At 76.6% G+C, this 11605-nt stretch carries 10 protein-coding genes and 1 pseudogene; 5 read left to right on the top strand and 6 right to left on the bottom strand.

Going from position 1 to position 11605, the window contains the following annotated elements; all coding sequences use genetic code 11:
• From K1J50_RS17450 to K1J50_RS17465, 4 genes are all read left to right on the top strand, one after another.
• Positions 1-2553 (top strand): penicillin-binding protein 1A (locus K1J50_RS17450; RefSeq protein WP_369413638.1); only part of this gene is annotated, 2553 nt, incomplete at its 5' end.
• Between the two features lie 76 nt (positions 2554-2629).
• A protein-coding gene (gene prfB / locus K1J50_RS17455; RefSeq protein ID WP_220119039.1) for a peptide chain release factor 2 occupies positions 2630-3761 on the top strand; the annotation gives its coding sequence in 2 pieces (ribosomal slippage) (positions 2630-2698 and positions 2700-3761; 1131 coding nt in all).
• A 569-nt stretch (positions 3762-4330) separates the two neighbouring features.
• A complete protein-coding gene (gene aspS, locus K1J50_RS17460) occupies positions 4331-6145 on the top strand; it encodes an aspartate--tRNA ligase (RefSeq protein ID WP_220119040.1) in 1815 nt (604 codons plus the stop codon).
• Between the two features lie 35 nt (positions 6146-6180).
• The gene (locus K1J50_RS17465) at positions 6181-7173 is read left to right on the top strand and encodes a cell envelope integrity EipB family protein (protein WP_220119041.1); all 993 of its coding nucleotides are present in this window, start codon (positions 6181-6183) and stop codon (positions 7171-7173) included.
• Between the two features lie 9 nt (positions 7174-7182).
• Here K1J50_RS17465 and K1J50_RS17470 read toward each other — a convergent pair whose 3' ends face one another.
• From K1J50_RS17470 to K1J50_RS17495, 6 genes are all read right to left on the bottom strand, one after another.
• Complete coding sequence (locus tag K1J50_RS17470) at positions 7183-7569, bottom strand: gamma-glutamylcyclotransferase family protein (protein ID WP_220119042.1); 387 nt, start codon at positions 7567-7569, stop codon at positions 7183-7185.
• Entirely contained in the window at positions 7566-8555 is a 990-nt protein-coding gene (locus K1J50_RS17475) for a Bug family tripartite tricarboxylate transporter substrate binding protein (RefSeq protein ID WP_220119043.1), read from the bottom strand. The genes K1J50_RS17470 and K1J50_RS17475 overlap by 4 nt, the downstream gene beginning before the upstream one ends.
• A 600-nt stretch (positions 8556-9155) precedes the next feature.
• Positions 9156-9575: a DUF2155 domain-containing protein gene (locus tag K1J50_RS17480; protein ID WP_220119044.1), complete on the bottom strand. Its 420-nt coding sequence runs from the start codon at positions 9573-9575 to the stop codon at positions 9156-9158.
• Positions 9572-9814 carry a hypothetical protein gene (locus K1J50_RS17485; protein ID WP_220119045.1) on the bottom strand — a complete coding sequence of 81 codons (243 nt, stop codon included), beginning with the start codon at positions 9812-9814 and terminating at the stop codon, positions 9572-9574. The genes K1J50_RS17480 and K1J50_RS17485 overlap by 4 nt, the downstream gene beginning before the upstream one ends.
• Entirely contained in the window at positions 9811-10338 is a 528-nt protein-coding gene (mlaD, locus tag K1J50_RS17490; protein WP_220119046.1) for an outer membrane lipid asymmetry maintenance protein MlaD, read from the bottom strand. Before mlaD ends, K1J50_RS17485 begins: the two co-directional genes overlap by 4 nt.
• A 10-nt stretch (positions 10339-10348) precedes the next feature.
• Positions 10349-10705 (bottom strand): NADH:ubiquinone oxidoreductase subunit NDUFA12, encoded by a 357-nt coding sequence (locus tag K1J50_RS17495; protein WP_220119047.1) that lies wholly within the window; start codon positions 10703-10705, stop codon positions 10349-10351.
• Positions 10706-10883: 178 nt separating this feature from the next.
• Here K1J50_RS17495 and K1J50_RS17500 point away from each other — a divergent pair.
• Positions 10884-11605, top strand: a pseudogene (locus K1J50_RS17500) (TSCPD domain-containing protein); the annotation flags it as partial.

The following is an 11605-nucleotide window of genomic DNA, read 5'->3' on the forward strand; positions in this document are numbered from 1 at the left end:
CGCGCCGCCGCCGGCGACCCGCCGGCCGGGACGGCGCCGCCGGGCGCGCCGCCGCCTTCCCCGCCGGAGCGCCGGCGGCGCCGGCGCCGCCGCGGCGGCCCGCTGCTCGGCCTGGTCCGCCTCCTCGTCGTGCTCGGCGGCGTGCTCGCCGTCGCCGGCGCGGCGGTCGGCTACGGGCTCTACCAGCGCATCGCGCAGGAGCTGCCGGACTACCGCTGGCTCGCCGACTACGACCCGCCGCAGATGAGCCGCATCTACGCCGCCGACTCCCGGCTGATGGCCGAGCTCGCGGCGGAGCGCCGGGTCTTCGTCCCGATCGAGGCGATCCCGCGCCGCGTCCAGCAGGCTTTCGTCTCCGCCGAGGACCAGCGCTTCTGGGAGCACCGCGGCGTGGACCCGATCGGCATCGTCCGCGCCGTGCTCACCAACCTGGACCGGCTGGGCAGCGGGCGGCGGCCGGTCGGCGCCTCCACCATCACCCAGCAGGTGGCCAAGAACATGCTGGTCGGCTCCGACCAGACCCTGCTGCGCAAGGCGCGCGAGGCGATCCTCGCGCTGCGCATCGAGCAGGCGATGCCGAAGAGCCGCATCCTGGAGATCTACCTCAACGAGATCTTCCTCGGCCAGCAGGCCTACGGGGTGGCGGCGGCGGCGCAGAACTACTTCAACAAGGGCCTCGACGAGCTGACCCTGGCCGAGGCCGCCTTCCTCGCCGCGCTTCCCAAGGGCCCCAACCTCTACAACCCCTTCCGCTACCCGGAGCGGGCGCTGGAGCGGCGCAACTGGGTGCTCGACCGCATGCTCGAGGACGGCGCCATCACGCCGGAGGAGGCGCGCGCCGCCAGGGCCGAGCCGATCGTCCCGCGCCCGACCCGCCGGCCCGACATGATCGCGGTCGGCCAGCACTTCACCGAGGAGGTGCGGCGCGAGCTGATCCAGCGCTTCGGCCCCGAGCAGACGGTGATGGGCGGCCTCGTGGTGCGCACCAGCCTCGAGCCCGCGCTGCAGGCGGCGGCGGAGAAGGCGCTGCGCGACGGGCTGATGGCCTACGACCGCCGCCGCGGCGGCTGGCGCGGGCCGGTGGCGCAGATCTCCTTCGCCGGCACCGAGTGGATGCCGGCGCTCGAGGCGGTGCCGCGCCCGCCCGGCATGCTGCCGGAATGGCGGCTGGCCGTCGCGCTCGAGGTGCGCGAGCGCGAGGCGCGGCTCGGCTGGCTGGAGCGGCCCGACCCGCGCGGCGCGCCGCAGCCGCGCCTCGGCACGCTCGCCCTCGACGCCGAGCTGCGCTGGGCGCGGCCGGTGCGCGACGGGCGGCCCGGGCCCGAGCCGACGCGGCTGTCGCAGGTGCTGCAGCCCGGCGACGTGGTGATGGTGGAGCCGCAGGCCGCCGCGGGGCCGCGCGCGGGCGCGGCGGCGGGGGGGGGGGGGGGGGGGGGGGCCCCCCCCCCCCGTGGGGGGGGGGGGGGGGGGCGCGACCCCGCGACCGGGCGGGTGATGGCGATGGTCGGGGGCTGGAGCTTCGAGCGGAGCCAGTTCAACCGCGCCACCCAGGCCCTGCGCCAGCCCGGCTCCGCCTTCAAGCCCTTCGTCTATCTCGCCGCGCTGGAGCAGGGCATCCCGCCCAACGCGATGTTCGAGGACGCGCCGATCGAGGTGATGACGGCGCAGGGCCTCTGGCGGCCGCACAACTACAATGCCGGCCAGTACAACGGCTGGGTCACCATGCGCCAGGCGATCGAGCGCTCGCTCAACCTGGTGACGGTGCGCGTCGCGCGCGAGATCGGGATGGAGCGGGTGGCCGACGTCGCGGCCCGCTTCGGCGTGATCGACAACATGCCGCACTACCTCGCCCTCGCGCTCGGCGCGGGCGAGACGACCGTGCTGCGCATGGCCGCGGCCTATGCGAGCTTCGTCAACGGCGGGCGGAAGGTCGCGCCGACCCTGATCGACTCGGTCCAGGACCGCCGCGGCCGCGTCCTCTGGCGCGCCGACATCCGCGAGTGCCCCGGCTGCGACGCCGCCGATCCGGCCGCCGGTCCCCCGCCGCTGCTCGAGGAGCGGCCGCAGGTGACCGACCCGATCGCCGCCTACCAGATGGTGAGCCTGCTGCAGGGCGTGGTGCAGCGCGGCACCGCGGCGGCGGCGATCGGCAACCGGCTCGGCCGTCCGGTGGCGGGCAAGACGGGCACGACCAACGACTACATGGACAACTGGTTCGTCGGCTTCACCCCCGACATCGTGGTCGCGGTCTGGATGGGCTACGACGAGCCGCGCAGCCTCGGCCCGGGCGAGACGGGCGGGCAGAACGCGGCGCCGGTCTTCCGCGAGGTGGTCGCGGCGGCGCTGAAGGACAGCCCGCCGGTGCCGTTCCGCGCCCCGCCGGGGGTGGCGCTGGTGCGGGTGAACGTCGGCAACGCCACCATCCTCGAACCCTTCCGGCCGGGCACCGAGAGCGGCGGCGGCCGGCGCTACGGCGGCGAGCCCGGCGAGGACGGCGCGGTGGCCGGCGGCGGCGCCTCGAGCCTCGACAGGGGGCTGGGCGGGCTCTATTGAGGCCGTCCCGCGCCGCCGCGCGCCGGCGATCCGGCCGCGCCGGCCGGGAGACGACGGAACATCCCGAAGAACGACCATGCGCGCCGACGCCGCAGCCCTGCACGAGCAGATCACCGCCTCGGTGGCTCTGCTGAGGAGGCATCTTTGACTGGGATGCCGCCGTCCGCCGTCTCGAGGAGCTGAACGCCCGCGCCGAGGACCCCGCGCTCTGGAACGATCCGGAGGAGGCGCAGCGGGTGATGCGCGAGCGCACCCGCCTCGCCGAGCAGGTCGAGGGCGTGCGCCGGCTGGAGCGCGAGGTCGCCGACGCCCTCGCCCTGCTCGAGCTGGCCGAGGCCGAGGGCGACCAGGCCGCCGCCGACGCCGCCGTCGCCGACCTGCGGCGGCTGGCCGAGGAGGCCCGGCGGCGCGAGATCGAGAGCCTGCTCTCCGGCGAGGCCGACGCCAACGACGCCTATGTCGAGATCAACGCCGGCGCCGGCGGCACCGAGGCGCAGGACTGGGCGGAGATGCTGCTCCGCATGTACATGCGCTGGGCCGAGGCCCACGGCTACAAGGTGACGGTGACCGAGCGCCAGGACGGCGAGCAGGCCGGGATCAAGAGCGCCACCCTGCTGGTCAGCGGCCCCTACGCCTATGGCTGGCTGAAGACCGAGACCGGCGTGCACCGGCTGGTGCGGATCTCGCCCTTCGACGCGCAGGCGCGGCGGCAGACGAGCTTCGCCTCGGTCTATGTCTATCCGGCGGTGGACGACCGCATCGAGATCGAGATCAACCCCGCCGACCTGAAGGTGGACACCTTCCGCTCCTCGGGCGCCGGCGGGCAGCACGTGAACAAGACCGAGTCGGGCGTGCGCTTCACCCACATCCCGACCGGCATCGTGGTGTCCTGCACCCAGGACCGCAGCCAGCACCGCAACCGCGCGATCGCGATGCAGATGCTGAAGGCGCGGCTCTACGAGCTGGAGCTGAAGAAGCGCGAGGCGATGGCCGAGGCGGCGGAGGCGAGCAAGACCGACATCGGCTGGGGCCACCAGATCCGCAGCTACGTGCTGCAGCCCTACCAGCTCGTGAAGGACCTGCGGACCGGCGTGGAGAAGGGCAACCCGCAGGCGGTGCTGGACGGCGACCTCGACGAGTTCATGGCCGCGGCGCTGGCGCTGCGGGTGGGCGCGGTGCGGAGCGCGGCGAGCGCGGCGGCGCGCTAGGGCCGATCGCGGACGGCCGGGAACGGCCGGGAGCGTGAACCCGGCGCGATAGACAACGCGCCGGAGCGGTCGCCGCGCGCACCGCCGAGCGGAAACGGCTCCGGGGCGGAGCGCGGACGGCCGGGAACCGCGGCAAGCGCGAACGGGCGGGCGGACGACGCGACCGGGCCGCCGCCGCGGGCAGGGCCGGGCGCAAGCGGCCCCGGCGCGTTTCCGCGCGGCCGGGCCCGCGACATCGGCCCCGCCCGCCGCCGGCGGAGCCATCCGCGCTGCCGGCCCTCTCCCGCCGTCCGGGATCGGCTCCGGCGCCGATCGGGGCCGGGCCGCGGTCGGCCGGGGGCGGAGGCCCCCCGCCGGCGCCGCCGCGCGGGACTGGCCGCCCGGGCGCGGCCTCCGGCCGGGGCCGCGCCGTCCGGACCGCCGCGCCGCAACGGTCTCCGCGCGGGAACGGTCCGGCCATCCGGCCGGAACCCCGGCCCCGATGCCGGCCGGGGTTGACTTCCGGCGCCCGGCGACCCTCTCTGCCCGGCCATTTGCGGCGGACGACGACCTCCAGGGCCTTCCCACCGATGCACCCCTACCGCACCCACACCTGCGGCGCGCTGCGCGCCAGCGACGCCGGCACGACGGCCCGGCTCTCCGGCTGGGTGCACCGCAAGCGCGACCACGGCGGCCTCCTGTTCGTGGACCTGCGCGACCACTACGGCATCACGCAGTGCGTCGTCGCCCAGGGCAGCCCGGCCTTCGCCACGCTCGACCAGGTCCGGCCCGAGAGCGTCGTCACCGTCACCGGCGAGGTGGTGCGGCGGGAGCCCGGCACGGTGAACCCGAAGCTGCCGACCGGGGAGATCGAGCTGCGGGTGCGCGAGGTGGCGGTGCTGAGCGCCGCCGAGGTGCTGCCGTTCCCGGTCGCGGGCGATGCCGAATACCCCGAGGAGCTGCGTCTGCGCTACCGCTTCCTCGACCTGCGGCGCGAGCGGCCGCACCGCAACATCATGCTGCGCTCGCAGGTGATCGCCTCGATCCGCCGGCGGATGATCGAGGCGGGCTTCACCGAGTTCCAGACGCCGATCCTGACCGCCTCCAGCCCGGAGGGGGCGCGCGACTACCTGGTGCCCTCGCGCCTGCACCCCGGCACCTTCTACGCGCTGCCGCAGGCGCCGCAGCAGTTCAAGCAGCTCATCATGGTGGCGGGCTTCGACCGCTACTTCCAGATCGCCCCCTGCTTCCGCGACGAGGCCTCCCGCGCCGACCGCTCTCCGGGCGAGTTCTACCAGCTCGACTTCGAGATGAGCTTCGTCACGCAGGAGGACGTCTTCGCCGCGATCGAGCCGGTGCTCGCCGGGGTGTTCGAGGAGTTCGCCGACTTCACCGGCACGCGGCGCGCGGTGACGAAGCCGCCCTTCCCGCGCATCCCCTACGAGCAGGCGATGCTGGAATTCGGCACGGACAAGCCGGACCTGCGCAACCCGCTGCGCATCCGCGACGTCACCGCGGCCTTCGCGGGCAGCAGCTTCGGCCTGTTCGCGCGGATCGCGGCCGCGGGCGGCGCGGTGCGGGCGATCCCGGCGCCCGGCGCTGCGGCGCGGCCGCGCAGCTTCTTCGACGGCATGAACGAGTGGGCGCGGGAGCAGGGCGCGGCCGGCCTCGGCTACATCGTCTTCGAGGGCGGCGAGGCGAAGGGCCCGATCGCGCGCAACCTCGAGGCCGAGCGCATCGCCGCGATCCGCGAGGCGTGCGGCCTCGGCGACGGCGACGCCGTGTTCTTCGCCGCCGGCAGGAAGGACGCGGCGGCGAAGCTCGCCGGCCAGGCGCGCATCCGGCTCGGGCAGGAGCTCGGCCTGTGCGAGAAGGACGCCTTCCGCTTCTGCTGGGTGACCGACTTCCCGATGTACGAGCGCAACGAGGAGACGGGGCTGATCGAGTTCAGCCACAACCCCTTCTCGATGCCGCAGGGCGGGCTCGAGGCGCTGAACACCAAGGACCCGCTCGAGATCAAGGCCTACCAGTACGACATCGTCTGCAACGGGATCGAGCTGTCCTCCGGCGCGATCCGCAACCACCGGCCCGACATCATGCTGCGCGCCTTCGAGATCGCGGGCTACCCGCCGGAGGAGGTGGAGCGGCGCTTCGGCGGCATGCTCAACGCCTTCCGCTACGGGGCGCCGCCGCACGGCGGCTCGGCGCCGGGAATTGACCGCATCGTGATGCTGCTCGCGGACGAGCCGAACATCCGCGAGGTGATCCTGTTCCCGATGAACCAGCAGGCGCAGGACCTGATGATGGGGGCTCCCGCCCCGGTGGACGAGGCGCGGCTCAAGGAACTGCACATCCGGCTCGACCTGCCCCCGCCGAAGGGTGCGCCCGGCGGCAGGACGTCCTAAGTAGGCGCGAAAGGCCCTCCATGGAGCGTCGCCTCATGCGGCTTCGTCCCGCCCTCGCGCTGCTCGGCCTCGTCGCCGCGGCGGCGGCCGCAGCGCCCGGCGTGCTGGCGCAGTCCGCCGCCAAGAACGTCAGCCCGGCCGGGAAGGGGGCGCCGGCCGCGGCGGCCCCGGCGGCGCGCGCGCCGGCGCCGGCCGCGCCCGCCCCGGCAGCGCCGGCCACCCTCGCCCCCGGGGCGCCGGTCACCGCCGAGCACATGGCGGCGCACCGCGCCGCCTACCGCCTCACCCTCGACCGGGTGCGCGACAACGTGCAGATCGCCGCCGCGACCGGCGCCATGCTCTACGAGGTGCTGGACGCCTGCGAGGGCTGGACCACGCGGCAGCGCTTCACCCTCACCCTCACCGACCGCGACGGCCAGGAGATCGAGACCACCTCGGACTACTCGACCTACGAGAGCAAGGACGGGCGGCGGCTGCGCTTCTCGCTGACCCAGACCAGCCAGGGCGCGGTCAGCCAGCGCGTCGCGGGCGAGGCGGAGCTCGGGCCCGACGGCAGCGGCGTGGTGCGCTACGTCGAGCCGGAGGCGAAGGAGGAGCGGCTGCCCCCGGGCACGCTGCTGCCGACGGCGCACACCATCCGGGCGCTGAACGCGGCGCGCGCCGGGCAGCGCATCCTCGTCGCGCCGCTGTTCGACGGCACCCAGGCCGAGGGCGCGCAGGACACGACGACCGTGCTCAGCGACTGGCAGGGGCCGCGGCGCGGCGAGACGGCCGAGCGCTTCCCGATGCTCGCCGGCCTCGGCAGCGCGCGGATGCGGGTGGCGTTCTTCGCGCGCGGCCCGCGCGGCAGCGGCGGCGAGGAGGGCCGGCGCGACCGCGACCAGGGCGGCGGGGCCGGCACGCCGGACTACGAGGTGAGCCTGCGCTACTTCGAGAACGGCGTGGCGGACGAGCTGAAGATGGACTTCGGCGACTTCGTCGTGGACGGCAGGCTGGAGCAGTTGCAGCCGGTGCCGGGCGGCTGCTGAGCCGCTCCGTCAGCGGCGTCCCGCGGCGCAGCCGCGCGCCGCGGGCGGCGGCTCCCAGCCCCGCGCGGCGTCGGCGCGCCAGCGCGGGGCGAGCCAGGCCCGCGCGCGGCACGGCCCGCGCGGCGTCAGCACCCGCACCGGGGCGAGCCGGTAGGGCGGTCCCTCGTAGGCGGCGAGGCGGCGGAGCGCGGCCGCGCCGACGCGCGGCAGCAGCAGGCCCCGCACCGCGGCCTCCGGGTCGGGGAGCAGCGTCGGGTAGGGCGTGCCGCGCAGGCGCACGCGCCGGTGCCCGGGCAGCAGCGCCGGCACCGCGCGCCGCGCGAGCCGGGCCTCGCCCGACAGCGCCGCGAGCCGGCGCGGGTCGAGCAGCGTGCCGTAGAGGAAGAGCCGCGTCACTCGGGCCGGAGCTGCACGGCGGCGACGAGCTCGCGGATGCGCGCGGCCTGGGCGCGGACCATCCGCGCGAACTCCTCGCTCGAGGAGCCGGCGGGCTCGGCGCCGACCTCCTCGCAGCGGCGGCGGATCTCGGGCTGCTGCGCGGCGTCGGCGACCGCCTGCTGGAGGCGGGCGACGATGCCGGGCGGGGTGCGCGCGGGGGCGAAGAAGCCGTTCCAGCCCTCGAGCTCGAGGGCGGGGAAGCCCTGCTCGCGCGCGGTCGGCACCTCCGGCAGCACGGCGGCGCGGCGCGCGCCGATGGTGGCGAGCCCGCGCAGCGCGCCGGAGCGCACATGGCCGAAGGAGGTGGAGAGCTGGTCGCCGCCGAGCTGGACGCGGCCGGCGACCAGCTCCTGCACCAGCGGCGCGGCGCCGCGGAAGGGGACGTGGTCCATGGCGATGCCGGTCTCGCGCTTCAGCACCTCGCCGACCAGGTTCATGATGCTGCCGGGGCCGGTGGAGCCGTAGAACAGCGGCTGTCCGGCGGCCGCCCGCGCGCGGGCGTGCTCGACGAAGCCCTTGAGGTCCTGCGCCGGGACGGCGGGGTTGGCGAGGATGACGAAGGGGACGTAGGCGCCGAGCGAGACGGCGACGAAGTCGCGCTCGATCTCGTGCGGCGCGCGGCCGGCGAGCGAGAGCGTGGCGGTGGTGGTCGGGAAGGTGATGTTGTGGAAGAGCAGCGTGTGTCCGTCCGGCGCCGCCTTGGCGACCACGTCGGCGCCGATCGAGCCGCCGCCGCCGCCGCGGTTCTCGACCACGACCGGCTGGCCGAGGGTCTGCGACATGCGCTGGGCGAAGAGGCGCGCGAGGAGGTCGGTGGTGCCGCCGGCCGGGAAGGGGACGACGACGCGGATCGGCTGGCGCGGGAAGGCCTGGTCCTGCGCGCGCGCCGCGAGCGGCGGCGCGGCGAGGGTGGTGGCGAGCAGGGTGCGGCGGGACAGGGCCATGGACGATCCTCCGGGGGCACGCGGTTTCCGCCGAGCCTGCGGCCGCGCCCGCGGGGGGTCAACGGCGTGTTGACGCGCATGGTCCTCGAGCCGCGGCCCTGCGGCCGCGCGCGGCGGGTCAGCCCCAGCGCTCGCTGGTGTAGCGGGCATCCTCCCGCCTGCGGCCGCGCGCGCGGGGGTCAGCCGGCGCGCCGGCGAGCTCGGCGGTCACCGCCCCCTGCGGCCGTGCGCGCAGAGGGGCCACGCCAATTGGCAGCGGGCCGGCATCGTCCGGCCCCCTGCGGCCGCGCGCGCAGGGGGCCGCCGCGAAGGTGCCGGTGCCGCCGCCGCCGACGATCCTGCGGCCGCGTGCGCAGGGGGCCCCGCGCCAGCCGGAGCTAGATCGGTGACCTTGCCGCCTGCGGCCGCGTGCGCAGGGGGGCAACCGGTGCAGGTCGGCGAGGGCGCGCTCGAACGCGCCTGCGGCCGCGCGCGCCCGGCGGCGACGCCGTCCCGCAGGCGTCGCATCGCGCACCATGCCCCGGAGGCGCGGAGGGGCGTCCACGGCGGAGGCGGCGCAGCGCCGGCGCGGCGGCGCCGCCGGCACGGAGCGGGGCGCCGTCAGCGGCAGGCCAGCACGCGGATGTCGTAAACGGGGTGCTCCAGCATGTGCACGCCCGGGGCGTTGGCGAACATCCAGCCGCGGAAGGCGGGCGGGGCGCCGGGCGCGGCGCGGCTGTCGGTGATCTCCATCCAGGCCGCGGCGTCCGGGACCTCGTCGGGCGGCCGGGCGTGGCAGGCGCGGACGACGATGGTCAGGGTGTCGAAGCGCGCCGGCTGGCCGACCCGGGCGTCGAAGACGGAGACGCGCGCCGTCACCTTGTCGAGCGCCTGCAGTTGCGCGGTCTGGCGGGGCACCCACTCCTGCGCCCCGGCGGGCCACGCCGGCGCGAGCAGCAGCGCCGCGAGCGCGCCGCAGGCGGCGGTCGTCGGGACCGGGCGCGCGCCGCCGCCGGGCCGGCGCCGTGGCGGGGCGATCATCCCTCGGCCTTCGGGCCGGCGCGCTTCGGGCTCGGCAGGGCGGCGACCAGGTCGGCCAGGATGCGCCGCATCGCCGCCTCGTCCACGCCCATCAGCACCGCGTCCTCGAAGGCGTCGCGCAGCACCTGCGCCGCCTCGCGGTGGTTCTCGGCGAGCACCTTGAGCTTCTCCCGGCAGGAGATCGGCGCGCCGTCGGCGCCGGGCCACTCGGCCGGGGGCGCCAGGGGGTCGCGGCTCATCGCGCGGGGGCCGGCGCCGCGGCGCCGCTCCCCTCCGGCTGCTGCTGCTGCTCGCGCGCCTGGTTCATCTGCGTCACCGAGAAGATGAAACGCCCGAGCAGGGATTCCAGGCTCACCGCCGACTGCGTGATGGTGATCTCGGCGCCGTCGCGCAGGATGCGCTCGGAGCCGCCCGGCACCAGCGCCACATAGCGCCCGCCGAGCAGCCCCTCGCTGGTGATCTCGGCCGAGGTGTCGTCGGGCAGGCGCAGGGAGCCGTCCACGCGCAGGGTCAGCACGGCGAGGAAGGTCTGGGGATCGATCCGGCTGTCCACCACGCTGCCGACCTTCACCCCGGCGATGCGCACGTCGCTGCCGACCGTCACCCCGTCCACGCGGTCGAAGCGGGCGCGGAAGGTCTGGGTCGGGCCGCTCAGCACCGCCCCGGCGCGGCCGGAGTGCAGCAGCGCGTAGGCGAGGAAGGCCGCGGCGACGGCCAGCACCACCGCGCCGGCCGCGACCTCGGCGAGGCTGCGTCCCCTCACCGCGCCGGCCTCACGGCCCCGGCGTCCAGGCTTCGTAGTCGCCGGCGGCGGGGCGGCGCCGGCCGCCGGCGTAGTCGTGGCCCGCGGGGCGATAGGCCTGCGGCGTGCCGGTCAGGTTCGGCCGGTGGTCCTTCTGCCAGGGATAGAGCGGCCGCTCGGGCAGCGGGGCGTCGGTGGTGTGGTGCAGCCAGCCCCACCACTCGGGCGGCACCTTCGAGGCCTCCGCTTCCCCGGCATAGACCACCCAGCGGCGCGGCAGCCGGTCGGTGGGGTGGAGCCGGCGCGACTCGTAGTAGGCGTTGCCGAAGCGGTCGGTGCCGACCCGCCGCCCGGAGAGCGCGGAGGTCAGGCGCATCAGGAAGGACATGGAAGGGTGTCCGCGGATCCGATCGGGTGGGCGTGATGGCGGCGGACATTCGCACACCGGAGCGCGCCGCGCAAAGCCGGGCCCGGCCGCGCCTTGTCCACAAGATGTTGCGTCCCGGCCGCGCCCGGGACGCGAGATGCGGCTTCCCGCCCTCCGATTCGCCGCGTAGCATCGCGACATGGGACGACGCATCGCCGGGACGCTGTGGGAGGGGGTCGCGCTGCGCCGGACGCGCGCGGGCGCCGATCCGGACGCGCCGCCGCGCCGGGTGGCGCTGCCGGCCGCGTGGGAGGACGAGGACGGGACCGCCGCCGCCGCCCTGGCTGCGCTGGCGCCCGGCGCCGGAGCGGTGACGCTGCCGGGCCTCGCGGAGGGCTGGATCCGCCGACTGACGGCGCGCGGCCGCCGCCTCGGGCTGCTGGAGAGCACCGACGAGGCCGCCGCGCTCGCCCACGCGCTGCGCGCGCTGCTGCTCGCCCGCCGCGGCGCGCCGGGGGCGGAGGTGTGGCGCGGCGACGCCGCGGCCGAGCCGCGCTTCGTGCTCAACCTGCCGGCCTTCCTCGAGCCCGGAGGCGGGGGATTCGACGCCACCGCCTATGCCGAGGCGGTGGCGGTGGCGGTGCGGACGCTCGACCTCCTGACCGGCGGCGGGGCGCGGCGGCTGCGGGTCGGCTTCGCCGATCTCGCGGGGCTGCTCGCCGGGCTCGGCCTCGCCTACGACTCCGCGGAGGGGCGGGCGGTCGCGGCGGCCGTGGCGGCGCTGACCCGCGGCGCGGCGGAGGCCGAGTCGGGCCGGCTCGCCGCGCGGCACGGGGCGCTCGCGCCGGCGGCGCCGTCCTGGCCGGACCCGCCCGGGGCGACGCCGGTGCCGGGGCTCGCCGAGGCGGCCCGGGCCGCGCG

This window comes from Caldovatus aquaticus (genome assembly GCF_019458025.1).
GTDB classification, from domain to species: domain Bacteria; phylum Pseudomonadota; class Alphaproteobacteria; order Acetobacterales; family Acetobacteraceae; genus Caldovatus; species Caldovatus aquaticus.

Bases quoted from the DNA above. Each gene is read 5' to 3' on its own strand.
- K1J50_RS17480 (WP_220119044.1), bottom strand. From the start codon at position 9,575: ATGATCGCCCCGCCACGGCGCCGGCCCGGCGGCGGCGCGCGCCCGGTC.
- aspS (WP_220119040.1), top strand. From the start codon at position 4,331: ATGCACCCCTACCGCACCCACACCTGCGGCGCGCTGCGCGCCAGCGAC.
- K1J50_RS17475 (WP_220119043.1), bottom strand. From the start codon at position 8,555: ATGGCCCTGTCCCGCCGCACCCTGCTCGCCACCACCCTCGCCGCGCCG.
- K1J50_RS17495 (WP_220119047.1), bottom strand. From the start codon at position 10,705: ATGTCCTTCCTGATGCGCCTGACCTCCGCGCTCTCCGGGCGGCGGGTC.
- K1J50_RS17485 (WP_220119045.1), bottom strand. From the start codon at position 9,814: ATGAGCCGCGACCCCCTGGCGCCCCCGGCCGAGTGGCCCGGCGCCGAC.
- K1J50_RS17465 (WP_220119041.1), top strand. From the start codon at position 6,181: ATGCGGCTTCGTCCCGCCCTCGCGCTGCTCGGCCTCGTCGCCGCGGCG.